Below are 23857 nucleotides of genomic sequence, written 5' to 3' on the forward strand. Positions count from 1 at the left end.
GCTCGGCGAGGAGGAGGGGTGGGAGGGCCGGCCCGGGTTGTCCGTGCCCTGTCCTCACGGCCCGGGTTACAGGATGTTTGCGCAGGTGGGACGCGGCCGAACGGGGATCGTACACATGTTCGGAAATGGGGGTATGGTGGGTGAGGAAGTAGGGAACTGATGTTCGAGAGCCGTTCGGGGCTCACGAGTGCGGGAGGTGCGTGTGCCGGGCTTCGCGCATCTGCACACCGTCTCCGGGTTCTCCCTGAGGTACGGGGCCTCCCACCCGGAGCGGCTGGCCGAGCGCGCCTCGGAACGGGGCATGGACGCCCTCGCCCTCACCGACCGCGACACCCTCGCCGGTACGGTCCGCTTCGCCAAGGCCTGCGCCAAGGTGGGCGTCCGCCCGCTGTTCGGGGTGAACCTGGCGGTGGAGGCGGCGGAATCCGTACGGCGTGAGAGGCGTCGTACACCGGTGCGGGGCGGTGCCTTCGTGGACGAGTCGGCCCCCCGGGTGACCTTCCTCGCCCGGGACGGTGCGCGGGGGTGGGCCGGCCTGTGCCGGATCGTCACGGCGGCGCACGCGGGAGAGGGCACACCGCTGCTGCCCTGGTCCGACCACCAGGGCGATGGCCTGCTCGTGCTGCTCGGCCCCGGCTCCGATGTGGGACGCGCGCTCGCCGCGGGGCGTCCCGACCGGGCCGCGACGCTTCTCGCCCCGTGGCGCGAGGTCTACGGCGACGCCCTGCGGCTGGAGGCCGTCTGGCACGGTCGTACGGGTACGGGGGCCGGCTCCCTGCGGCTCGCCGCCCGTACCGTCGGCTTCGCCGCCGAGCACGGGGTACGGCCCGTGCTGAGCAACGCCGTGCGGTACGCCGATCCCGGCCAGGGGCCCGTGGCCGACGTGCTGGACGCCGCGCGGCGCCTGGTCCCGATCGACCCGCGCGGGGAGCTGGACTCCGGCGAGGCCTGGCTGAAGGACGCGCAGGCCATGCTCCAGGCCGCCGAGCGGGTGGTGGAGGCGGCCGGCTACCGGCGCGACACCGCCCACCGGCTGCTGGAGCAGACCCGGGCCACCGCCGCCGAGTGCCGGGTCGACCCCGAGGACGACCTCGGCATCGGCACCGTCCACTTCCCCGAACCGCACCTCGTCGGCGCCGGCCGCCGCACCGCACAGCGGGCACTCGCCTCGCGGGCGGCGGCGGCGATGATGCGGCTCGGCTACGGCGGCCGGCGCGCGTACTGGGAACGGATGCATCACGAGCTGGACATCATCGCCCACCACGGCTTCGCCTCCTACTTCCTGACGGTCGCCCAAGTGGTGGACGACGTAAGGGAGATGGGGATCCGGGTGGCCGCGCGCGGCTCCGGTGCCGGCTCGCTCGTCAACCATCTCCTCGGCATCGCGCATGCCGATCCGGTCGAGCACGGGCTGCTGATGGAGCGCTTCCTGTCCAAGGAGCGCGTGGTGCTGCCCGATATCGACATCGACGTGGAGTCCGCGCGCCGGCTCGAGGTGTACCGGGCGATCATCGACCGGTTCGGCGGTGAGCGGGTCGCCACCGTCTCGATGCCGGAGACCTATCGGGTCCGGCACGCGATCCGGGACGTGGGTGCCGCCCTGTCCATGGCCCCGGCCGAGATCGACCGGGTCGCCAAGTCCTTTCCGCACATCCGGGCGCGGGACGCCCGTGCGGCCCTGGAGGAGCTGCCCGAGCTGAAGGAGCTGGCTGGGGAGCTTCAGCGGAAAGGTGCGAAGTACGGCAGGCTCTGGGAACTGGTCGAGGCGCTGGACGCCCTGCCGCGCGGGGTCGCCATGCATCCGTGCGGGGTGCTGCTCTCCGACGCCTCCCTGCTCGCCCGTACGCCGGTGGTGCCGACCAGCGGCGAGGGGCTGCCGATGTCGCAGTTCGACAAGGAGGACGTGGAGGACCTCGGACTGCTCAAGCTGGATGTGCTGGGCGTGCGGATGCAGTCGGCGATGGCGCACGCGGTCGCCGAGGTGGAGCGGGCGACGGGCGAGCGGGTCGACCTGGACGGACTGGCGCCGGGCGACCCGGCGACGTACGGGCTCATCCGGTCCACCGAGACCCTGGGCTGCTTCCAGATCGAGTCGCCGGGCCAGCGGGACCTGGTGGGGCGGCTGCAGCCGAGCACCTTCCACGATCTGGTCGTCGACATCTCCCTCTTCCGGCCCGGTCCGGTCGCCGCCGACATGGTGCGGCCGTTCATCGAGGCGCGGCACGGACGGGCGCCGGTGCGCTATCCGCACCCGGACCTGGCGGAACCGCTGAAGGGGACGTACGGGGTCGTCGTCTTCCACGAGCAGGTCATCGACATCGTCGCCCTCATGACCGGCTGCGGTCGGGGCGAGGCCGACCGGATCCGGCGCGGGCTGTCCGACCCGGAGTCGCAAGCGCAGATCAAGGTGTGGTTCGCGCAGCACGCGGCGGCCAGGGGATACAGCGCGGAAACGATCCAGCAGACCTGGGAGATCGTCGAGGCCTTCGGATCGTACGGCTTCTGCAAGGCGCACGCGGTCGCCTTCGCGGTGCCGACGTACCAGTCGGCGTGGCTGAAGGTCCATCACCCCGCCGCCTTCTACGCGGGGCTGCTCACGCACGACCCCGGGATGTATCCGAAGCGGCTGCTGCTGGCGGACGCGCGGCGGCGCGGGGTGCCGATCCTGCCGCTGGACGTGAATGTCTCCGGAGTCGCACACAGGATCGAACTGGTGTCTGAATCCCCCGCGGTGTGGGGGCTGCGGCTCGCCCTCTCCGACGTGCACGGCATCAGTGAGGCGGAGGCGAAGCGGATCGAGGACGGTCAGCCGTACTCCTCCCTGCTGGACTTCTGGGAGCGGGCCCGGCCGAGCCGGCCGCTCGCCGGGCGGCTCGCGCAAGTGGGCGCGCTGGACGCCTTCGGCGCCAACCGGCGTGATCTGCAACTGCACCTGACCGAGCTGCACCGGGGCGCCCGGAGTGGCGGCGGGGGCCAACTCCCGCTGGCGGGAGGCCGGAAGACGGCACCGGCCGGTCTGCCGGATCTGTCGCCGGCGGAACGGCTCAGCGCCGAGCTGAGCGTGCTGTCCATGGACGCCTCGCGCAATCTGATGGACGACCACCGGGAGTTCCTCAAGGAGCTGGGCGTGGTCTCGGCGCGGCGGCTGCGCGAGGCCCGGCACGGCGAGACCGTGCTGGTCGCGGGCGCCAAGGCGGCCACCCAGACCCCGCCGATCCGCTCCGGCAAGCGGGTCATCTTCTCCACGCTCGACGACGGCACGGGCCTGGTCGACCTCGCCTTCTTCGACGACTCCCACGACGCCTGCGCGCACACCGTCTTCCACTCCTGGCTGCTGCTGGTGCGCGGAGTGGTGCAGCGGCGCGGCCCGCGCAGCCTGAGCGTGGTGGGCTCCGCCGCCTGGAACCTCGCCGAACTGGTGGACGTGCGCCTCACGGAGGGGCTCGACGGGGTCGCGGCCCGGCTGGCCGAACCGTCCGGCACGGCCGGGGACGGATCCACACCGGGGGGTGACGGCGGCCCGTCCCGGGCTCGGCTCACCGGGTCCGACGGGCTTCCCCCACCGGCCGGCTCCGCGGCCCGCGACCCGATGGAGGGCCGGACGATCCGCATGCCCACGGGATACGAGATGCACCCCTGGGCGGATCTGCGCCCCGCGGGCGAGGGGCCCGCGGTGGGGAGGAAGTTGTGGCACCAGAGTCCGGGGAGTGCGGGATGACCATCCTCTGCGTACGTTTCCAGCTGCCGCCGATGGACGAGGCGGCCCTGCCGGGGCTGCTCGGACTGCTGGAGGAGTTCACGCCGGTCGTCGAGGCGCTGCCACCCGACGGGGCGCTGGCCGATCTCCGGGGCGCCGAACGGTACTTCGGGCGCACCGCCGTGGAACTGGCCTCGGTGATCCGGGTCCGCGCCCTCGCCCGGTACGGCGTCGACTGTGTGATCGGCGCCGGTCCGGGCCCGATGCTGGCCCGCATGGCGCTGCGTGACGCCCGGCCCGGGGTCACCTGCGCGGTGCCCGGGGACCCGGACGGCATCGCGGGGTTCCTCGCCGAGCGGCCGGTGTCCGCGCTGCCCGGCGTCGGCACGGCGACCGCCCGCACCCTGTGCGAGTACGGCCTGGACACCCTCGGCCTGGTCGCCGCCGCGCCGCTGTCCACGCTCCAGCGGCTGATCGGCGCGAAGGCGGGCCGCGAGCTGCGCGAGAAGGCGAGCGGTGTCGACCGGGGCCGGGTCGTCCCGAACGCCGTCTCGCGTTCTCTGGTCGCCGAACGCCCCTTCCACCTCGACGAGTTGGACCCCGACCGGCACCGCAGGGCGCTGCTGTCGGCCGCCGAGGAAATCGGCGCCCGGCTGCGCGCGGTGGAGAAGGTCTGCCGCACCCTGACCCTCACCGTGCGCTACGCCGACCGCTCCTCCACCACCCGCAGCCGTACCCTGAAGGAGCCGACCGCCCACTCGGCGGCCCTGACCGAGGTGGCCTACGGCATGTACGAGGCGCTCGGCCTGCAGCGCGCCCGGGTCCGCGCGCTCGTCCTGCGCGCCGAGGGTCTGACCCCGGCCGACCAGGCCTCCTACCAGCTCACCTTCGACCCCCTGGACGAGAAGGTCCGCCGCATCGAGGAGGTCGCGGACCGTGCGCGGGCGAAGTTCGGGCCACGGGCGGTGATGCCGGGGGCGCTGGCGGCGTAACGCGGTCCTCGTACGTCAGTTGGCCCACGGTGGAGTGATGCGCGTGCCGTCGGCGAGCTGTGCCTCCAGGCCGACGGAGGTGGTGACCCAGGAGATCGCGGTGTGGTCGGTGGGATTCTCGACGGCCAGGGTCGCACCGGGGTTGACGATCACCGTGTCGCCCGCGGAGATCCGCTCGGTGTGACCGTCGAGAGTCATCAGCAGCTCGCCGACGAGCAGATGGAAGATCTCCTCCCGGTTGACCGTGTGGGCGGGTGCCCTGGTGCCGGGCGGAATCTCGCCGCGCCAGGCGCACAGCTCCTTGCTGCCGGTGAGCGGGGTGGCGTACGAGACGAACCGGGCGCCGTGGATCTCGTGGGCGACGGCTTGTGAGGAGCGGACGACGGGCATGGTGGTGATCTCCGTCCATGAAGGAAAGTGGTCAAGTAACTTGACTATATGGTCAAGCCGCTTGACCGGTTCGTCAAGGGTGTTTCAATGCCTCCGTGCAGAACTCCGAAGCCATGGCCCTGTCCGCCGCCCTGCTCGCCGTAGCGGGTGACCTCACGCAACGCATCCATGACGGGGTGGTCGCCCGTGGCTTCGCGGATCTCCGGCCCGCCCACGGCTTCGCCTTCGCGCGACTCGCCCCGGACGGGGCCACCGCCACCGACCTCGCCGCGCACCTCGGGGTGACCAAGCAGGCGGCGAGTCAGCTGGTGGACGAGGTCGTACGCAAGGGGTACGCCGAGCGCCGGCCGCATCCCGAGGATGCGCGGGCCCGGCTGATCGTGCTGACCGAGCGCGGCTGGGCCTGCACCCGAGCGGCGGAGGAGGCGGCCACCGAGGTGGTCGGGCGATGGGCCGACCTGCTGGGCGAGGGGGAAGTGCGCGCGTTGCGGGACCGTTTGGCGCGGATCGCCCCCCATGGTCCGATCCGGCCTGCCTGGTGACGCTCCGTCAGGCTTCCATGAGGCGCTGGTTATCACTGGAAGTTTTTACTGACACGTAACTTCACACTTGCACTACCCGCTCGTAACTTGACGAGTGAACAGCATCCTCGTGATCCGGATCACAGGGTTAGGCCGTCGCACCTCCCTTGAGCCGCAAGGAGATCACACGATGCTGCCCTGGAAGCGAGTGCTCAGACCCCTCGCCGCGCTGCTCCTGACAGCCGCCGTCGCCGCCGTGCCCGCCGCCACCGCCCACGCCTCCGACACCGCCGCTCCCAGCCGCGGCTGGAACGACTTCTCCTGCAAGCCCTCCGCCGCCCATCCCCGCCCCGTCGTCCTGGTCCACGGCACCCTGGGCAACTCCATCGACAACTGGCTGTCCCTCGCCCCTTATCTGAAGGACCGCGGGTACTGCGTCTACTCCCTCGACTACGGCCGGCTGACCGGCGTTCCGCTCTTCCACGGTCTCGGTCCCATCGACAAGTCGGCCGAGCAGTTGTCCGCCTACGTCGACACGGTGCTCGCGGCCACCGGAGCCGCCGAGGCCGACCTGGTCGGACACTCCCAGGGCGGAATGATGCCCCGCTACTACCTGAAGTTCCTCGGCGGGGCGGACAAGGTGAACGCCCTCGTCGGCATCGCCCCCGACAACCACGGCACCGACCTGGACGGCCTCACCCACCTGCTGCCGTACTTCCCCGGCGCCGAGGCCCTGATCAAGGCCACCACCCCCGGCCTCGCCGACCAGATCACCGGCTCCGCGTTCCTCACCAAGCTCAACGCGGGCGGCGACACCGTCCCCGGGGTGCACTACACGGTCCTCGCCACCAGGTACGACGAGGTCGTCACCCCGTGGCGCAACCAGTACCTGAACGGCTCGGACGTCCGCAACGTCCTGCTGCAGGACCTGTGCCCGCTCGACCTCTCCGAACACGTCGCGATCGGCCTGTTCGACCGGATCGCCTTCCACGAGGTGGCCAACGCGCTCGACCCGGCCCACGCCACCGCCACCACCTGCGCGTCGGCCTTCAGCTGACCACCGCCGGGGCCTGTCCGGCCTGAGCCGCCGGACAGGCCCCGGAACCCTCACCGGCGGTGGCCGCCGGCCGCCACGGCCGCCTTGCACGCGGCCGAGCCGGGGCTCTCCGGTCCCTCCGCGTAGCACTGCGAGACACGGCTGACCGGGTCGCCCATCGAGCCGTGCGCGGACGCGGGGGCGGTGGCGAGCGCGGCCAGGGCGAGCGGCGTCAGACCGAGTACGGCGGCGGCCTTGCGGCGGGCGCGAGCGGGCATGCGGAACTCCTCCGAACGGTCCGTGGGGTGGACTGGATCCCGCGGGGTGATCAGAAACTAGCCCCAAGAAACCGTGGAATCGCCTGCTGGAGGCGGGTGGGAGAGATCCTTATGGTGCCGTTAAGGGGGTGCTCAGACTGCGCTCAGGTAGCGTGCGCAGCATGATCGACGAGGACACGGAGCGCGTCCGGGCGGCCGTCGCCGACGACGTACCGGCCGTGCGAGCGGTCACGGACGCCGCCTACCAGCCCTACATCGAGCGCATCGGCGTGGTGCCGCAGCCCATGGAGGCCGACCACGCGGCGAACGTGGCCGCCGGGAAGGTGTTCGTCACCGAGGAGCCCGTCATCGGGCTTGTGGTGATCGAGGCGTTCTCCGACCACCTCTTCCTGGACAGCATCGCCGTCCGTCCCGACGCCCACGGCACGGGCGTCGGACGGCGGCTGCTGCACTTCGTCGACGCACGCGCGCGTGAGCTGGGCCTCGATGAGATCAGGCTCTACACGAACGCGATGATGTGGGAGAACCAGAAGATCTACCCGAGGTACGGGTACGAGGTGGTGGAGCGCCGCGTCGACGGCCCCTACGACCGGATCCACTACCGCAAGCGGCTGGACTGACGGATCCGGACTGACGGATCCGGACTGGCGGATCCGGACTGGCGGATGTGGGCTGGCGGATCCCGGCGGCGTCAGCCGTCGGGCCACCAGGTGCGTGCGATGTCCTTGCGCACTTCCGGACGCCCCGAGGGGCGCTCCTCCACCTCTTCGCGGATCCGGCGGCTGTCCGTCCTCTTCAGGGGCTTCTGCACGGTGGTGCGGCGCATGGCTGCCTCCTTCAGGGTCTACCGAGTTCCGCGTTGTCACGGAGATAGACGCTTTTGGGGAGAGTTCCTCATCGGTGCCGGTCTGTCAGTGGTGGCTGTCACGTCCGCACTGTCAGTGGTCCGTGTCACTCTCTGGGGATGACGAGGGACAGTGAACACATCGTTGCGGTTGCCCCGATCGAGGACTGGGATGCACGGGCCTCCGCCTTCGACGACGAGCCGGACCACGGCCTGCGCGACCCGGAGGTCCGCGCGGCCTGGGCCGGCAGGCTCCGGACCTGGTTGCCGGAGCACCCCGCCGATCTCCTGGACGTCGGCTGCGGTACCGCAAGTCTGTCGCTCCTCGCGGCCGAGCAGGGACACCGAGTGACGGGTGTCGACTCCTCCCCGGCCATGGTCGAACGCGCCCGCGCCAAGCTCGCAGGACGCGACGCCGTGGTGCTGCGCGGGGACGCCGCCGCCCCGCCGGTGGGGGATCGGTGCTTCGACGTGGTCCTCGTACGGCATGTCCTGTGGGCGCTGCCGGATCCCGCCCGAGTCCTGCGGCGCTGGCGGGACCTGCTGCGGCCCGGCGGCCGTTTCGTGCTGGTCGAGGGCGTCTGGGGGGCACTGAACCCCGTCGGCATGCCCGCCGGCCGGCTCACCGCCCTGCTGGAGCCGCTGACGGCCGATGTGCGCGTGGAGCGACTGACCGGTGACTCACTGCTGTGGGGGAAGGCGGTGAACGACGAGCGGTACGCGGTGGTGGCGACGGTGTAGCCGGCGGGCGGCGAAGGCCTCAGTCCAGCAGGTCCTCGAAGCCGCCCTCGCGGGCCAGCGACTCCAGCCCGTCCAGGGCGGCCACGGCGGCGGACGCGGCTTCCGGATCGGTCTGCGCCAGCCCGCTCTCGGCGAACTCGTCCTCGTCCAGGCGCCGTACGTCCGAGCCGTCGGCGGAGCGCCACAGATCCAGGTCGAGGTCCTCCACGACCACTTCCGTCCCGGAAACGACCGCGGGCCGGGTGATGTCGCAGTACCAGCCCTTGACGGAACCGTCCGCGGCACGGACCTCCTTCACCGAGTACCAGCGGTTCCGCCAGTAGTACTCGGTGAACACATCACCCGGTTCGAAGCGCACGAAGCCGAAGTCGCGGACCCCCTCGCCCGCCCACGGGGCGCGGACCGAGACGCGGACGCCGTCGTCGCTCAGCAGCTCCGCCGGGTAACGGATCTTCGTGCGGCCGCCCTTGACCAGGACCACCTCCACCCGGGGCCCGGGCTCAGCCGAGTTCGCGGACATAGCGCACCTCCGTGGCGCAGGTCTCGTACCCGAGCCACTTGTTGATCGCGATCATGGGGTCGTTGCTGGCGTCGTTGCCCGTGAAGGCCTCGGTGACGCCGGCGGCGCGGGCCCGGTACAGGGAGTGGATCTTGGCGAGTTTGGCCAGGCCGCGGCCGCGGTGGGCGCGGGCGGTTCCGGTCATCGCGGTGGAGTAGCGGGTGCCGCCGTCGGTGTAGGCCACGCTGAAGGCGACCGGACGGCCGTCGACACACGCGGCCACCGTCAGGTCGCGGTCCAGCAGCGGATGCTTCCAGTTCTGTTCGACCCAGGCGTCATAGTCCGTGAACTCGGAGCCGATGTCGCCCGGTTCGTCCAGCAGCGTCTCGGCGTCCAGCTCGAACAACGGGCGCGGGTCGTCCGCGAAGTCCGCCGCGGTGCGCAGCTCGACGCCCGGCGGGGGCGCAGGGAGCGGCGGGAGGGGAGCGTTCGCCAGGTCGAGACGGAGGAAGTGGGCGCAACGGCTGCTGCGGTAGCCGTGCCGTTCCGCGAAGGCGCGGTTGCCCGGCTCGTCGAGGACCCAGCTGAGCAGCCTGGTCGCCCCCTGCGCGGCGAGGTGCTCCTCGGCTGCCCGCCGCAGCAGCCCGCCGGCGCCGCGCCGGGTCCGGTCCGGCCGGACGTAGATGTTCAGCAGGCCCTGGCCGGGCTCGGGGCTCTCGTGGGCCAGATGGACCTGGGCCGTGCCGATCACCTCCCCGTCCTCCTCCGCGATCAGCGGCCGGTAACGGGCATCGGGGTGCGTGTGGGTGGCGTGGTGACGGACCGATTCCGCGGTGAACAGGATGTACGGAAGGGCGAGCTGGCGGACCCGGGCGAAGCCCTCGGTGTCGGCCGGGGCGTCGGGGCGGAGGTCACGCACGATCACTGTCATGGGCAGGCACCGTACGCGGCGGCGACACCGGAGTGCCTCTCATTTTCCGGCGGGTGCGGGACAATCGCCCCGTGAGCCTGAAGATCCGCATCGATGACAGCGCGCCCCCGTACGAGCAGGTGCGGGCGCAGATTTCCGAGCAGGCACGGTCCGGGGCGCTGCCGGTGGGGTACCGGCTGCCGACCGTGCGGGGGCTGGCCGAGTCCCTGGGCCTCGCGGTGAACACGGTGGCCAAGGCCTACCGGGCGCTGGAGAGTGACGGGGTGATCGAGACGCGGGGGCGCAACGGCACGTTCGTGGCTGCCGCCGGCTCGGCCGCGGAGCGTGAGGCATCCTCGGCTGCGCAGGCCTATGTCGAGCGGGTGCGGCGGCTCGGGCTGGGGGAGCCGGAGGCGCTGGCCGCGGTGCGGGAAGCCCTGCGGGCGGCTTACGGGGACGGCTGAGGAGAGTTCGGGACCTCCCCCACTGCCCTCAGGGCGTGCGGCGACCGCCGGCTGAGCCGTCGTGGCTGAGCGCCGTCGCCGCGGAAAGAAAGCTACGGGAGTCCGGCAGGCTCGGGCGTACGGGTCACCGCCAGTCCCGCCCGCCGTGCCGTCCGGCCGAACACCACCGCGTCCTGTACCGCCGCGCCCCCGGGATCGTTGTTGAAGTACGCGTACACGTCCTCCGCTTCGGCCCAGGTCGTCGCGATGCGGTCCACCCAGGTCTCCAGGGAGCGGCGGCCGTAGCGCGGCCAGGGCCGGGCGCGGCCCTGGTGGAAGCGGACGTAGCCCCAGTCGGCGGTGCGCCACAGCGGGGTGACCGGGCGGGCCAGGACGTCCGCCCAGCACAGGGCCGCGCCACGGGATTCCAGGACCTGCCGGACCTCCGGCGTCCACCAGGAGTCATGGCGGGGCTCGACGGCGACCCTCGTACCGGGCGGGAAGCAGGCCAGGCAGGCGTCCAGCAGGGGCGGGTCGGCACGCAGGGTGGGCGGGAGCTGGAGGAGGACCGGGCCCAGCCGGTCGCCGAGGGCCGCCGCGTGGGTCATCAGGCGGTGGACGGGTTCCTCGGGCTCCTTGAGGCGCTTGATGTGCGTGAGGTAGCGGCTGGCCTTGACCGTGACCACGAAGTCCGGCGGGACCCGCTCGCGCCAGGCTTCGAAGTTCTCCCGTGAGGGCAGCCGGTAGAACGCGTTGTTGATCTCCACGGTCGCGAAGAGCCGGGTGTACTCCTCCAGCCACAACCGCGCCGGGACCCCGGCCGGGTAGACGAGGTCCCGCCAGTCCTTGTACTGCCACCCCGAAGTGCCGACGAACAAGGTCATAGCACCATCAAAGCACTACAGATACAGGCCCGCGTCCGCCCCGTCCCGGGCGCCCGGCACCGAGGTCGGTGTCGTGCCCCGGCGCAGCGCGTACAACTCGGCGAGGGTCGCTCCCTCCCGGCCGACGCCCTCCTCGGTGCCGAGCCAGTTCACGGCCTCCTGGCGGGTCAGCGGGCCCACCTCGATACGGGCCAGGCAGCGGCCGGGCCGGACCACGGCCGGGTGCAGGCGCTCCAGGTCCTCGTTGGTGGTGACGCCCACCAGGACGTTGCGGCCCTGGCCGAGCAGGCCGTCGGTGAGGTTCAGCAGCCGGGACAGGGCCTGGCCCGCCGTGTGCCGGGCCTCACCGCGGATCAGCTCGTCGCAGTCCTCCAGCAGCAGAAGCCGCCAGCGGCCCTTGCCGGCGCCGTCGTCCTCGCCGATCGCGATGTCCATCAGATAGCCGACGTCGGAGAAGAGGCGTTCCGGGTCGAGCACACAGTCCACCTGGCACCAGTCCCGCCAGGAGCGGGCCAGGGTGCGCAGCGCCGAGGTCTTGCCGGTGCCGGGCGGTCCGTGCAGCAGGAGCAGCCGGCCCGCGATGTCCTCGGGGGTCGTCTTCATCAGGCTGTCCATCGCGTCCGCCACCGGCGCGGTGTAGTTGGGCCGGACCTCGTCCCAGGTGCCCGCGGAGATCTGCCGGGTGGTGCGGTGCGGGCCGCGCCTCGGGGAGACGTACCAGAAGCCCATCGCCACGTTCTCGGGCTGCGGTTCGGGCTCGTCGGCCGCGCCGTCCGTGGCCTGGTCGAGGATCCGCTTCGCCAACTCGGCGGTGGTCGCGGTGACCGTGACGTCCGCGCCACGGTTCCAGCGGGAGACCAGCAGGGTCCAGCCGTCGCCCTCGGCGAGGGTGGCGCTGCGGTCGTCGTCGCGGGCGACCCGCAGCACGCGGGCGCCGTCCGGCACCAGGGTCGCGCCGGAGCGCACGCGGTCGATGTTCACCGCGTGCGAGTACGGCTGCTCGCCCGTCGCGAAGCGGCCGAGGAACAGCGCGTCGACGACGTCGGACGGCGAGTCGGAGTCGTCGACGTGGAGCCGGATCGGCAGAGCGTCGTATGGGTTCGCAGACATGCCGCCATGATCCGGCACGGACGCGCTCCGCGCACGGCATTTCCGCCGCTTGTCCCGGGTGTTCCAGGACTGTTCCGGGTGTTCCCAAGACCTGCCCGCTGCCCGGCTTCCCCCATTACTGTTGTCCTCGATGGGACGTCATGGGTGGGATGTGCGGACTCGGCGGTGGCGGCTCACCGCCCTGCTCGGTGTGGGCGTGGCCGCGCTGGCCCTGGCCGTGACCCTGTTCAGCACGCTGTCCGGCGGCCCCAGTACCGCCGGCACCACACGCGACGGCGACAAGGTGCACGGCACCCCGGCGACGCCCGCCACCACCCCGGAACCGTACGTCGGCTGGGGCTTCACGCACACCCAGTACAGCGCGGACCAGGGCGCCACGGCCGCCGTCCGGCGGGTGGAGCGACTGCTCGGGCAGAGCCCCGGCCTGCCGCAGAACCACCACATCATGGGCTGGGGCGCCGACAACCCCGAACCGGTCGAGGGGCACTACGACTTCGGCGCGCTGGACCGCCGTATCGATTTCGTCCGCGCCTCCGGCGGCACCCCGGTGATCACACTGTGCTGCTCCCCGGACTGGATGAAGGGCGGCAAGGCCGGGGCGGGCTCCACGGACTGGAGCCAGGCCGCCCTGGAGACCGCCCCCACCCCCGGCCACTACCAGGACTTCGCCGACCTCGCCGCGACCGTCGCCCGGCGCTATCCGGACGTGAAGCACTTCATCGTCTGGAACGAGTTCAAGGGATTCTGGAACGACGCCGAGTCCCGCTGGGACTACGAGGGCTACACAAGGATGTACAACCTCGTGTACAAGGCACTCAAGAAGGCCGGCAAGGACCTCATGGTCGGCGGCCCCTACCTGGTGATGGACAGCGTCGACCCGCGCGATCCGAACGCCTCCACCGTGCTCAAGGGCCCCTGGGGCGCCATGGACCAGCGGGTCCTGGACGCCTTCGCGTACTGGAACGCCCACAAGGCGGGCGCCGACTTCGCCGTCGTCGACGGCTCCAGCTACACCCGCGACGACGACCTGCTGCCGAACGAGTTCGCGGCCACCGGCAAACTCACCGCGGTCGGCGAGTGGGTACGGCGGCAGACCCACGACCTGCCCCTGTGGTGGGCCGAGTACTACGTCGAGCCCGGTGACGGCGACGACGACCGCAAGGGCTGGTCGGAACCGCACCGCGTGGCCGTCCAGGCCACCGGGATGATCGCCATGGCGAAGGGCGGCGCCGACTCCGGCTTCTACTGGAACCCGGAGGAGAAGACGGGCGCCTGCGCCGGCTGCCTGTGGACACCGACCGACAGCGCGGGCGGCGGCCGGAAGCTGCCCATGTACGACCTGGTCTCCAGGTTCGCGAAGGCGTTCCCGCCGGGGACGAGGTACGCGTCCGTGTCCGTCGCCGCGGACGACAGGCCCAACGTCCGCGTCCTCGCCACCGACAGGACGGTCCTGGTGGTCAACACCCTCGACCGGACGATCAGCGCCCAGGTCGACGGCAAGCGGTTCGACATGCACGCCTACGAGGTGAAGTGGCTCGACCGCTGAGCCGGCCCACACCCGTCACTTCATGGTCAGGAACCGCTGCACCAGAGAGGCCAGCACCACCGCGAGCAGCGGCAGCGAGAACCAGAAAGCACCCTGCAGCAGCCGTAGTCGGCGCACGCTCGGCCGCACCGCGACCCGCACGACCTCACGGGCGGCCAGCAGCAGGATCAGGACGACGGCGGCCAGCGCGCCGACCATCGACCACGGCGTCCACGTCACCTGCGGACCGATCGGCCCCGGATCGGGCTCCGGCACCGGGCCCGCCGGCTGCTGGCGCAACGCGTACACGGTGACGTCGTCGTTGACCAGGACCTTCGTCAGCTGCTGGCGGTGGTCCAGGTTCTCGATCAACCGGGACTCCCAGGCCGCGGAGTAGCCCGCGTCCAGCTCCAGGTAGGTCACCTGGCTCCGGTTGATCATCAGGTACGAGTGTGGGCCGGCGTCCTTGAGCGCCTTGACCAGGCCGGACACCAGCACCGGGTCGGTCGGCGCCAGGGTGGGCACGTAGTTGACCCGCTCCATGTCCCGCGCGCCCCACGGCATCGCCGGGGTCACGTCGTTGACCGGGTCCTGGCTCAGCCACAGCAGCCGTACGGTCGGCTCGTCGTGGGCGTACACCCAGTCCATGGCCGCGACCTCGCCCGGCCGGATCCGTTCGAACGGCTCGTTGCCCCAGCGGGCCAGCAGGAAGCCGCCCATCAGCAGCAGCCCGGCGAGCAGTGCGGCCACCGGGGCGAGACTCACCCGTTCTCCGGCGCGTTCCCCGGCGGTGGCGCCGGTGCGCGGGAAGAGGGCGAGGGCACCGAGCAGGGCAGCCCCCGGTACGGCGAACATGAAGACGCGCAGCGCCATCTCACCGCCGTACGACTGCATGCCGAAGCCCAGGAAGGGCACGAAGGTGAGGATCAGCAGGGACCGCTCGCGGTACTTGTGGAAGCGCCGCCGCCACCAGCCCCAGCAGGCGAGACCCAGAACCGAGCCGGCCAGCAGCACCCGGGTGTACAGGACCAGTTTGTGCGTCGAATTCCCGCCCTCGATACGGCCGGAGACCGAGGTCGAGACGTTGCCGCCGACCCCGCCGACCCCGCCGAAGAGGTCGTCGAAGTGCCCGGACCAGTACGGCTCGGCCATGAAGCCGACCCAGACCGCGACCAGCACCGCGAACAGCAGCGGCAGGCCGCGCAGATCGGACCGGCCGCACAGCACCAGGGCGGCCAGCACGCCGAGCATCACGAACGGGGTGAGCTGGTGAGCTGGCACGCTCGCCGCGTACAGGCCGACCAGCACCAGCAGCAGTACGGCCTGCTGACGCCGGTCGGTGGGCTCCACCTCGGCCTCGCCGGGCCGGAACCTGCTCCAGATGACGCGTGGCGGCCGGAACCAGACCAGCAGGATCGCCACGAAGACCAGGTACAGCAGATAGGTGAAGCCCTGCGGGGAGAAGTAGTCCTGGCCGACCCAGCCGCTCAGTACGAAGATCCAGACACCGGTCCACTTCGCCCGCCAGCTCGCCCGCAGCGACCTGGTGAGCAGGAACATCGGGGCCAGATAGGCGAGTTGGATGACGGTCGGCCACCAGCGGATGATCTCCGTGAAGTCGGTGATCCCGCATGCCCTGCCGACGAACGCGGCCACGGCGAAGAAGCCCGGCCAGCTCCAGCGGGCGTCCAGGTCCGGCACGGCGGAGCCGGTGCGGTCGATGTGGTCGATGAAGCCGAGGTGCTGCCAGGCCGTGGGGAACCGCGGCACGGTCTCGATCACCGCGGGCAGCGCGTGCAGGGACACCACGGTCGCCAGCAGGGAGACCAGCAGCAGTGTCCGGTGCTCGTGGCGCAGCCAGAGCAGCGAGGCGAAGACCGCGATCAGCAGCGCCGCACCCAGCAGGGTGGGCAGCGGCAGCACCGAGATCAGCCCGAGGCCGCCCATCCGGTCCAGGTCGGCCTCGCCGAGCCGGAGCGCGGGCACCCAGTACAGCAGCAGCGCGGTGATCAGCAGACAGCCCAGGACGACACCCGAGCGGGTGGGCAGCAGCCGCTCCCGCAACGGCACGGGGGCCGGCGGCTCCTCGGGCACGAGGTCCTCCGCCATGGCCTCGTCCAGTGCGACGGCTTGGGGCGCGGCCTTGGTGAAGCGGGTGCGGACCTCGGCGAAGGGCGCGTCGATCTGCGCGAAGGGGAGTTCCCCCTCCGCGAAAGGTGCGTCGACCTCTGGCGCCTCCGCCCCCGGCGCGGGCACCGGTGTGCCCGCGGGTGGTGTGCCGGGGCCCGGCCGGACGTCCGGCCGCCGCTCCACATGGTCGAAGTCCACGTGGATGCCGAGGGCCAGGGTGTCGGAGTCCCGTGCCCAGGCCGGGCCGTGCCCCCGCGCCGGGGAGGCGGCCGGGACCTCGTGCGCCCCGAGGTCGGCGAGGTCCCCGTCCGGTGCCGCCGTCTCGGGTACGGCGGCGGGCGCGGAGCGTACCGTCTTCCACAGCTTCCGCGCGGCGATCGCCACGAGCACCGCGAGGCTGGAGACCTCGGCGACACCCGCGCCGGTCAGCCCCATCCGGGGCAGGAGCAGCAGGGTCAGACCCAGCACCAGTACACACAACAGGCCCTGCATCCAGGCGAGTCCGGCGGTACGGCTCTGCGCGCGCAGCACGGCGAAACAGGTCTCCATCACCACGCGCAGCACCGCGCCGACCGCGAACCAGCGCAGTAGCGGGGTGGCCGCGTCCGCGTAGCCGTCGCCGAACACGCCCAGGATCCAGGGGGCGCCGATGAACAGCAGGCCCGCGATGGGCAGCATGATCCGGGCCATCCGCCTGAGCGCGGCCCGGGTGTTGGCGGCCAGCCGGGCCGGGTCGTGCGAGCCCTCGACCGTGAGGGACGCGCCCATGTTGATGGCAAGCAGGTTGGTCGTGCCGCCGATGGTGGTGGTGATGTAGAAGTAGGCGTTCTCCTCGGCGCTGACCTGCGCGGCGATGATCACCGGCACGAGGTAGACCACCGCGAGGGAGAACAGGGAGCCGGTGTAGTCCCCGGCCAGGAACCTGCCGATCTGCTTGAGGGCCGGCGGGTCGGCGTGGCCCTCGGTCGCCTCGATGTGCCGGGGCACCAGCCGGCGGAACACCAGCCAGCCCAGCGGCACCACCGAGGTGGCGATCGCGGCCACCCAGGACACGAACACACCGGTGGTCGGGATGGCGACGGCGAACGCGACGAGCAGGGCCAGCTTCACCGCCGAGAACACGGTGTTGCCGACCGGCACCCAGGGCGCGCTGCGCAGTCCGGTCAGCACGCCGTCCTGCAGGGTGAGCAGGTTCCAGGCGGCGACGGCCACGATGAAGCCGAGCCCGTTGAGCGTGCCGTGCAGGAACCGGTACGACGGCCCCCACACGTCCAGCGTCAGCAGAAAGACACCGGCGGCCAGCGCGACGATCAGCGAACTGCCCGCATACGTACGGAAGATGAGCCGGCCGGTGCGCTCCCCGCACACCGGGATGAAGCGGGCCAGGGCGCCGGTCAGGGTCACCGCGGTGAGCCCGGCGAGCAGCTTCATCGCGGCGATGGCGGCCGAGCCCTGGCCGACCGCCGACTCGGAGTAGTAGCGCGCCGCGGCCAGCCAGAAGCCGAGCCCGAGGACGGCGGAGATGCCGGTGTTGAGCATCAGCGCGTAGGCGTTGCGGAACAGCGGGCTGCCGCCGGAGGGCCGGCCCGTCCCGGGCAGCCGCAGCCGGCGCGGGGTCTTCACGGGCGCCTCGGCGTCGGGCGTCTCGGCCTCGGTTGTGGTGGTCGTGTCAGACACGGGAACGGATGGCCTTCCGGCGGACCTGACGGGCTCTGCGGACCAGGGCGTACCCCTTGGTGAGGGCGCGGTCCCCGGCGAAGGTGCGGGCGACGGCGCGGCCTTCGAGCAGCCGCCCGAACTCCTCGACACCCGTGTCGCGGCGGACCGTGACACGCTGCAGCGCGTACGGTCCCTGGCGGCGGCGGGCAAGACCGTTGCCGACGGCGAGCGCCTGGGCGTACCCGGTCGCACGCACGGCCTGGCGGACCCGGCGGCTGGAGTAGCCGTACGGGTAGGCGAACGACACCGGGCGGGCACCGAGTTCGTCCGCGACGATCCGCGTGCAGCGGGTCAACTCCGTGCGCAGCTCCCCGTCGCCGAGCTGGTCGAGCTGCGGGTGGGTGTGGCTGTGCCCGCCGATCTCGACACCGGCGGAGGCCAGTTCGCTCACCTGCCGCCAGTCGAGCATGGTGTCGAGGCCGCCCCCGGTGTCGTACGCGCCCCTGATCCAGCCGGTGGAGACGAACAGCGTGGCCGCGAAGCCGTGCTCGGCGAGCACGGGCAGGGCGTGCCGGTGCACGCCCTCGTAGCCGTCGTCGAAGGTGATCAGCACGGGGCGGACGGGCAGCGGGCGGCCGGAGCGCCAGCGGGCCGCGAGATCGGCGGTGGTGACCGGGGTCAGGCCCAGGTCGCCGATGAGCGCCATCTGTTCCGCGAACGCCTCCGGTGCGACCGACAGGGCACGGGTGGCGTCGTTGGGGGCGGCCGCGACGGAGTGGTACATGAGGATGGGCACGGGCGCGTCACTCATGCGCGTCCCCCTGGAGCGGAGCGATGGAGAACGTGGCCGCTCCCCGCCGCGCCCGCACGCTGCCCACCACGTATCCGCCGGCCGCCGTGAGCACGCCCGCGACGATCGCGCCGGCGCGTCCGGCCCCGCCCGGCCGGCCGAGCAGGGTGTCCCGCAGGCCCCGGGCGACGCCGGCCGGCAACACCCGGGTGGTGTAGCGGCGTTCGGACTCAAGGCCCCTACCGGCGCCGACGCTGCACGCCACCAGGGCCTTGGACAGGCCCTCGGCGTAGGTGCGGGTGCGGAAGTAGGCGAAGCGCTCGCGGGGGCCGGGCACCCGGTGGTGGATCACCGCGCGGTCGTCGATGAGCAGGACGGCGTCGGGGCGGGCCCGGGTGAGGCGGATGCACAGCTCCGTCTCCTCGCAGCCCAGCGGGCGGCGGTCGCCGTCGCGGCCGATGCCGGTGGCGAAGCCGCCCGCCGCCTCGAACGCCGTACGCCGGAAGGAGGCGTTCCCGCCCAGGACGTTGCGGACCCGGACCCGGCCCGGTGGCAGCCCCTTGTAGGTGCAGCCCACCACCCAGTCGAACTCCTCCGGGAACCACACGGGCCGCCGGCCCGAAGCCCACACCGGCACCGTCCGGCCGCCGACCGCCATCACGCGCGGGTCGGCGTACCCCTCGGCGAAGCGGCGCAGCCAGTCGCGTTCGGCTACGGCGTCGTCGTCCAGGAAGGCGATCACCTCGCCGTGGGAGGCGGCGATGCCGGTGTTGCGCCCGGCGGACAGGCCGCGCGGGCCCGCGTTGGTCAGGACCCGGACGGCCCCGGTCTCCTTGTACTCCCGGGCCAGCCGGTCCTTCAGGGCCGGGTTGTGGTCCACGACCAGGAGCGTCTCCAGCGCCGGATACGACTGCGCGCGCACCGAGGAGACCGCCGCGAGGATGTCCTCCCAGCGGTCCTCGGTGTACACGCAGATCACGACGGAGATGCCGGGATCTCTCAAGACACCTCTCCCCGCCCGGTGTGCAGCAGCGGCGAGCGGTGCGTGCGCCGGCGCAGGTCACGCCGGTTGGAGCGCTCCTTGAGGATCACCCTCAGCACCCGCAGCCCGTCCCGGACGGCCCGCAGGTTGCTCGTGCCGTGGATGCGCAGGTACTCGTGGCTCGGGATCTCCTGCACCTTCAGCCCCGCCTTGACCACTCTGATGTTCATCAGCGTCTCGACCTCGAAGCCGGTGCAGTCGAGGTCGATCTTGTCCAGGCAGTGCCGCCAGAAGGCGTTGTATCCGTAGCAGAGATCGGTGTAGCGAGCGCCGAACTTGCGGTTGACGACGGTGCACAGCGCCCAGTTGCCGAGCTTGCGGATGAAGGTCATGTCGTCCGTGCCGCCGCCGTTGGCGAAGCGTGAACCCTTGGCGAAGTCGGCGCCGGAGACCAGCGCGGAGACGTACGACACGATCTCGTTGCCGTCGGCCGAGCCGTCCGCGTCGACCATCACGATGATGTCGCCGCTGCACGTCTCGAACCCGGTGATCAGGGCATCCCCCTTGCCCTTGCCACGCTGTTCGACGACCTTGACGTCCGGCCGCAGGGAACGGGCCACTTCGACCGTGTCGTCCGTGGAATTGCCGTCCACGAGCACGACTTCGTGGATCCAGTCGGGAAGCGTCTTGAAGACGTAGGGCAGGTTCTCCGCCTCGTTCAGGGCGGGAATCACCACGCTCACCGGCGGTCTGATCGCCAGGTGGGAGGAGATGGGCCGGTAGTGGGCGGCGATCAAGGGATCTTGGCCCGAACTCGGCGGGCGCAGAACGGAACTCATGAGTCTTTTCCCTCTCGTCCGGTGGACCGCCCGCCCCCGGGCGGCCCGGCTGTGGGTCCGGTTCGAAAGGGGGGTTCTCATCTTCGGTACGGTGCATTGATCTCCGTGCCCGGAGACGAGCTGGCAAAGCTGGCCGGCCCGCCGGAGAGCAACGGCAGCCGGTCGCGCGGCACGGCTCGGTCACCGTTGCGGTCACCGAGCACGGCACCCCCCTACCGCGCCCCGCGCCGGAAACGCCGCGGCCCTGAGCCCTCCCCTGGAGCCGTGGTTCGACGTGCCGATGCGGGTGAGATGTATGACGGTATTGACGATTGAAGCCGAAAGGCAAGACCTGGAAGGCTGCCTCACGTTTTTGTTGGTTTGGCCGTTACACAACTTTGGCCCAGGTCGTTCACTCCTGTGTGTGTTTTCCGTAAATCCGTTCCCGGATCAGGACCAGGAGCAGAGCAGCCAGGCTCAGCACGGTGACCGCGACCACCCCACCGCGGACCGACCAGCGGTGCACGGCCAGCATGCCCTGCGCCACCAGCATGTTGACGACCACCGCGCCCGCAAGGGCGCAGAGTGCCCGACCGAAGGGATCCAGCCCCCGCAAGGCTGCGGCGATCGCCATGGCCGGCGCCATGAGCAGGAAGAACAGCGTGCATGGGCCGCGCACCGGAGAAGTGGAATCGATGAACGCGAGCAGTGCGCCGACCGATCCGACGGCGGTCGCGGCGCCCGCGAGCAGCGGCGACAGGCCCCTCCCCGGACCCGGCCGCGCGCCCTCGGCATCCGCTGCGGCGCCGCCGGGTGAAGGTGTCTTGATGCCTAAGGTCTGCATTGGCGACTTTGCCCCCCGACGCGCCGGATGTCGGGCTTCAATGTGGCGCAGGCCGCTAGGGGCCGTCAAGACGACGGTCTCCCCTTGAACCTTTGTTCCCCCCGGGGGCTCTTGTGACGGAGCGTCAGCACATATGTCATGTGCACGCAATACGGGAACCGTGAACGTCTCGGGTCGATCCTGTTGAGGCCGCAAAAGTTTTGGCATGGACACTTCCCGTCAACACGCGTAGTTGCTACGACAGTTGTGGCAGAGATCCTGCTAAAGGGAGGTTCCATGAGACGTTCCCGACTTACCGGATTCGTGACCTCGCTCCTCCTTGCCGCCGGCCTCGGTCTCACCGGGGCCGGCTCGGCACAGGCGTCCTCGACGGCCGCGACCGGTGGCTATGTGGCTCTCGGCGACTCCTACTCCTCCGGAGTGGGCTCGGGCAGCTACATCAGCTCCAGCGGCAGCTGTAACCGCAGCACGAAGGCGTACCCGTACCTGTGGAACGCCAACCACGGCCCGTCCTCGTTCGCCTTCAACGCCTGTTCGGGCGCCAAGACGGGCGACGTGCTCGCAAACCAGCTCGGCTCGCTGAACTCCTCCACCTCACTGGTGTCCCTCACCATCGGCGGCAACGACGCCGGCTTCGCCGACGTCATGACGACCTGTGTGATCCAGTCCGACAGCACCTGCCTCTCCAAGATCAACACAGCGAGGGCGTACGTCGCCAACACGCTCCCCGGCAAGCTGGACACCGTCTACGACACGATCAGCGCCAAAGCCCCGTCAGCCCGGGTGGTCGTCATCGGCTACCCCCGCTTCTACCTGCTCGGCCAGAGCTGCCTCGGCCTCTCCGAGACCAAGCGGTCCGCGATCAACGACGCGGCCGACTACCTCAACGCCACCATCAAGACCCGCGCCACCGCGCACAACTTCGTCTTCGGCGACGTCCGCACCCCGTTCTCCGGCCACGAGATCTGCTCCGGAAACTCCTGGCTGCACAGCGTCAACTGGCTCAACATCGGCGAGTCGTACCACCCCACCGCGGGTGGTCAGTCCGGCGGCTATCTGCCGGTGCTCACGAACGCGGCATGACCCGTACGGCTCACCCGTCAGGGTGAACTGCCGGGCGAGCCCGAGGCGGAAGCGGAGGCCCCGTCCGACGGGGTCTCCGTCGGCGCGCAGGTCACCGAGAACGGCACGGAGTCCGTCGTGGTCCGCAGCGGGCTGCGCACCTCCACGCCGACCTCGTTCTCGATCGTCCCGCCGGCCGAGCCCTCGGGGTATGCCGTCACGGTCACCCGCACCTGCTTGGTCCTTCCGCCGCCGGCCGGAAAGGACAGCGTCTTCCACCCCGGGTCCGGCACCGACCCGTGCGCCAGTACCCATCGGTACTCGACTTCCGCCGGCACCCGCCCCACGGTGAACGTCGCCGTGAAGGCGGGCGCCTGGGCGGTGGGCGGCGGACAGGTCCCGGCGTACGTCGTGTGCGCGCCGGTCAGGGTGACGTGCACGGACTGGGCCGGCGCGCTGCTCGCCGACGCGCCGCTGGGCGTGGGCGAGGGCGCTCCGGTTTCCGGCCCGGCGGAGCCGCTCGCCGAGGGGGAGTGCGCGCCACCGCTCGCCCGGCCGGTGCTCGCGGTGCCCTTCCCCTTGTCGCTCCCGCTGTTCCGGTGCAGCAGCGCGTACGTCAGCCCGGCCAGCGCCAGGACGACCGCGAGGACACCCGCGACCAGGACGAGGGCCGCACGCCGGCCGCGCTCCGGCCGTGGACCCGGCTCCGCGGCCGTGGTCCCGGGGTGCGGGTAACCCGTGGGCAGCGGCATCGCAGGCGTCCGCGACGGCTGCGGCGACCGGGCCGCCACCGTCGGAGCGTACGGCGACCCGGCGGCCGGCGTGTCCGCCCCGAGCGCCCCACCCGCCGCGACCACCCGCAACTCCCGCTCCGCCCGCTCGGCGGACAGCCGTTCGGCCGGGTCCTTGCGCAGCAGCCCGGCGATCACCGGCGCGAGCGGCCCGGCCCGGCGCGGCGGCGGCAACTCCTCGTCCACCACGGCCCGCAGGGTGCTCAGCGGGGTGTCCTGCCGGAATGGGGAGACCCCCTCGGCCGCCGCGTACAGCAGCACACCCAGCGACCACAGATCCGACTCGGGCCCCGGCGTACGCCCCAACGCCCGCTCGGGCGCCAGGAACTCGGGCGAACCGATCACCTCGCCGGTCATGGTCAGAGCTGAGCTGCCCTCGACCGTGGCGATCCCGAAATCGGTGAGGACCACCCGGCCGTCGTTGGCGAGCAGCACATTGGCCGGCTTCACGTCCCGGTGCAGCACCCCGGCGGCGTGGGCACCGCGCAGCGCGGACAGCACCTCGGCACCGATGTGCGCGGCCCGTTGCGGGGGCAGGGGGCCTTCCGCCTCCAACTGGTCGGCCAGGGACAGCCCGCGCACCAGTTCCATCACGATCCAGGGGCGGCCGCCCTCCATCGCCACGTCGTACACGGTGACCACGTTGCGGTTCGCGACCCGGGCCGCCGCCCAGGCCTCGCGCTCCAGACGCGCGTACATCCGCTCGACGTCCGCGGCGGGCAGCCCGGCCGGGGCCCGCACCTCCTTGACGGCCACCTCGCGGTGCAGCACCTCGTCACGGGCGCGCCACACGGTCCCCATGCCGCCCTCGCCCAGCGGGGACAGCAGACGGTAGCGGCCCGCGATCACACGTTCACGGCCCGGCTCTTCGGACACGGGCGCCCCCAAGGCATCTCGCGTGAATTCTCCAC

The 23857-nt window shown here is 71.7% G+C and carries 21 protein-coding genes and 1 pseudogene; 9 read left to right on the plus strand and 13 right to left on the minus strand.

The window, feature by feature from the left end; translation table 11 throughout:
* The first annotated feature begins 202 nt into the window (after positions 1-202).
* On the plus strand, positions 203-3718 hold the full coding sequence (gene dnaE, locus ABZ079_RS10645) for a DNA polymerase III subunit alpha (RefSeq protein ID WP_356939054.1): 3516 nt from the start codon (positions 203-205) through the stop codon (positions 3716-3718).
* Positions 3715-4689: a hypothetical protein gene (locus tag ABZ079_RS10650; RefSeq protein WP_356939055.1), complete on the plus strand. Its 975-nt coding sequence runs from the start codon at positions 3715-3717 to the stop codon at positions 4687-4689. The genes dnaE and ABZ079_RS10650 overlap by 4 nt, the downstream gene beginning before the upstream one ends.
* A gap of 15 nt (positions 4690-4704) precedes the next feature.
* On the opposite strand, the gene ABZ079_RS10655 is transcribed toward ABZ079_RS10650, so the two are convergent.
* On the minus strand, positions 4705-5079 hold the full coding sequence (locus ABZ079_RS10655; protein ID WP_356939056.1) for a cupin domain-containing protein: 375 nt from the start codon (positions 5077-5079) through the stop codon (positions 4705-4707).
* Positions 5080-5174: 95 nt separating this feature from the next.
* Between ABZ079_RS10655 and ABZ079_RS10660 the strand changes: the two genes are divergently transcribed.
* Positions 5175-5621 (plus strand): MarR family winged helix-turn-helix transcriptional regulator, encoded by a 447-nt coding sequence (locus tag ABZ079_RS10660; RefSeq protein WP_356939057.1) that lies wholly within the window; start codon positions 5175-5177, stop codon positions 5619-5621.
* 169 nt (positions 5622-5790) lie between these two features.
* Entirely contained in the window at positions 5791-6657 is an 867-nt protein-coding gene (locus ABZ079_RS10665; protein WP_356939058.1) for an alpha/beta fold hydrolase, read from the plus strand.
* Between the two features lie 65 nt (positions 6658-6722).
* Here ABZ079_RS10665 and ABZ079_RS10670 read toward each other — a convergent pair.
* Positions 6723-6914: pseudogene (locus ABZ079_RS10670) on the minus strand (lytic polysaccharide monooxygenase); the annotation flags it as partial.
* 161 nt (positions 6915-7075) lie between these two features.
* On the opposite strand from ABZ079_RS10670, the gene ABZ079_RS10675 reads away from it, so the two are divergent.
* Positions 7076-7534 carry a GNAT family N-acetyltransferase gene (locus ABZ079_RS10675; protein ID WP_356939059.1) on the plus strand — a complete coding sequence of 153 codons (459 nt, stop codon included), beginning with the start codon at positions 7076-7078 and terminating at the stop codon, positions 7532-7534.
* 71 nt (positions 7535-7605) lie between these two features.
* Here the strand turns inward: ABZ079_RS10675 and ABZ079_RS10680 are convergent, their stop codons facing one another.
* Entirely contained in the window at positions 7606-7740 is a 135-nt protein-coding gene (locus ABZ079_RS10680) for a hypothetical protein (RefSeq protein ID WP_356939060.1), read from the minus strand.
* A 138-nt stretch (positions 7741-7878) separates the two neighbouring features.
* On the opposite strand from ABZ079_RS10680, the gene ABZ079_RS10685 reads away from it, so the two are divergent.
* On the plus strand, positions 7879-8499 hold the full coding sequence (locus ABZ079_RS10685; protein ID WP_356939061.1) for a class I SAM-dependent methyltransferase: 621 nt from the start codon (positions 7879-7881) through the stop codon (positions 8497-8499).
* A 19-nt stretch (positions 8500-8518) separates the two neighbouring features.
* On the opposite strand, the gene ABZ079_RS10690 is transcribed toward ABZ079_RS10685, so the two are convergent.
* Together ABZ079_RS10690 and ABZ079_RS10695 are read right to left on the minus strand one after the other, a co-directional pair.
* The gene (locus ABZ079_RS10690) at positions 8519-9019 is read right to left on the minus strand and encodes a DUF402 domain-containing protein (protein WP_356939062.1); all 501 of its coding nucleotides are present in this window, start codon (positions 9017-9019) and stop codon (positions 8519-8521) included.
* A complete protein-coding gene (locus ABZ079_RS10695; RefSeq protein WP_356939063.1) occupies positions 9000-9929 on the minus strand; it encodes a GNAT family N-acetyltransferase in 930 nt (309 codons plus the stop codon). The genes ABZ079_RS10690 and ABZ079_RS10695 overlap by 20 nt, the downstream gene beginning before the upstream one ends.
* Positions 9930-10000: 71 nt before the next feature.
* Between ABZ079_RS10695 and ABZ079_RS10700 the strand changes: the two genes are divergently transcribed.
* The gene (locus ABZ079_RS10700; RefSeq protein WP_356939064.1) at positions 10001-10372 is read left to right on the plus strand and encodes a GntR family transcriptional regulator; all 372 of its coding nucleotides are present in this window, start codon (positions 10001-10003) and stop codon (positions 10370-10372) included.
* 92 nt (positions 10373-10464) lie between these two features.
* On the opposite strand, the gene ABZ079_RS10705 is transcribed toward ABZ079_RS10700, so the two are convergent.
* Together ABZ079_RS10705 and ABZ079_RS10710 are read right to left on the minus strand one after the other, a co-directional pair.
* A complete protein-coding gene (locus ABZ079_RS10705) occupies positions 10465-11235 on the minus strand; it encodes a DUF72 domain-containing protein (RefSeq protein ID WP_356939065.1) in 771 nt (256 codons plus the stop codon).
* Positions 11236-11250: 15 nt separating this feature from the next.
* The gene (locus tag ABZ079_RS10710; RefSeq protein ID WP_356939066.1) at positions 11251-12345 is read right to left on the minus strand and encodes a DUF5925 domain-containing protein; all 1095 of its coding nucleotides are present in this window, start codon (positions 12343-12345) and stop codon (positions 11251-11253) included.
* Positions 12346-12475: 130 nt separating this feature from the next.
* Between ABZ079_RS10710 and ABZ079_RS10715 the strand changes: the two genes are divergently transcribed.
* Positions 12476-13891: a xylan 1,4-beta-xylosidase gene (locus ABZ079_RS10715; RefSeq protein WP_356939067.1), complete on the plus strand. Its 1416-nt coding sequence runs from the start codon at positions 12476-12478 to the stop codon at positions 13889-13891.
* Between the two features lie 15 nt (positions 13892-13906).
* On the opposite strand, the gene ABZ079_RS10720 is transcribed toward ABZ079_RS10715, so the two are convergent.
* The 5 genes from ABZ079_RS10720 to ABZ079_RS10740 form a co-directional block, all read right to left on the minus strand.
* Positions 13907-17677: a polysaccharide biosynthesis C-terminal domain-containing protein gene (locus tag ABZ079_RS10720; RefSeq protein WP_356939068.1), complete on the minus strand. Its 3771-nt coding sequence runs from the start codon at positions 17675-17677 to the stop codon at positions 13907-13909.
* Positions 17670-18470: a polysaccharide deacetylase family protein gene (locus ABZ079_RS10725; protein ID WP_356939069.1), complete on the minus strand. Its 801-nt coding sequence runs from the start codon at positions 18468-18470 to the stop codon at positions 17670-17672. Before ABZ079_RS10725 ends, ABZ079_RS10720 begins: the two co-directional genes overlap by 8 nt.
* Complete coding sequence (locus ABZ079_RS10730) at positions 18463-19452, minus strand: glycosyltransferase family 2 protein (RefSeq protein ID WP_356939070.1); 990 nt, start codon at positions 19450-19452, stop codon at positions 18463-18465. The genes ABZ079_RS10725 and ABZ079_RS10730 overlap by 8 nt, the downstream gene beginning before the upstream one ends.
* Complete coding sequence (locus ABZ079_RS10735; RefSeq protein WP_356939071.1) at positions 19449-20270, minus strand: glycosyltransferase family 2 protein; 822 nt, start codon at positions 20268-20270, stop codon at positions 19449-19451. The genes ABZ079_RS10730 and ABZ079_RS10735 overlap by 4 nt, the downstream gene beginning before the upstream one ends.
* A gap of 391 nt (positions 20271-20661) precedes the next feature.
* Positions 20662-21093, minus strand: a complete 432-nt coding sequence (locus ABZ079_RS10740; RefSeq protein ID WP_356939072.1) for a hypothetical protein — start codon at positions 21091-21093, stop codon at positions 20662-20664.
* Positions 21094-21369: 276 nt separating this feature from the next.
* Between ABZ079_RS10740 and ABZ079_RS10745 the strand changes: the two genes are divergently transcribed.
* Positions 21370-22176 (plus strand): SGNH/GDSL hydrolase family protein, encoded by an 807-nt coding sequence (locus ABZ079_RS10745; RefSeq protein WP_356939073.1) that lies wholly within the window; start codon positions 21370-21372, stop codon positions 22174-22176.
* 17 nt (positions 22177-22193) lie between these two features.
* Here ABZ079_RS10745 and ABZ079_RS10750 read toward each other — a convergent pair whose 3' ends face one another.
* The gene (locus tag ABZ079_RS10750) at positions 22194-23822 is read right to left on the minus strand and encodes a protein kinase (RefSeq protein WP_356939074.1); all 1629 of its coding nucleotides are present in this window, start codon (positions 23820-23822) and stop codon (positions 22194-22196) included.
* Positions 23823-23857: the final 35 nt, after the last annotated feature.

Origin of the sequence: Streptomyces sp. NPDC006314, assembly GCF_040613075.1 — a bacterium.
Classification (GTDB): Bacteria; Actinomycetota; Actinomycetes; order Streptomycetales; family Streptomycetaceae; genus Streptomyces.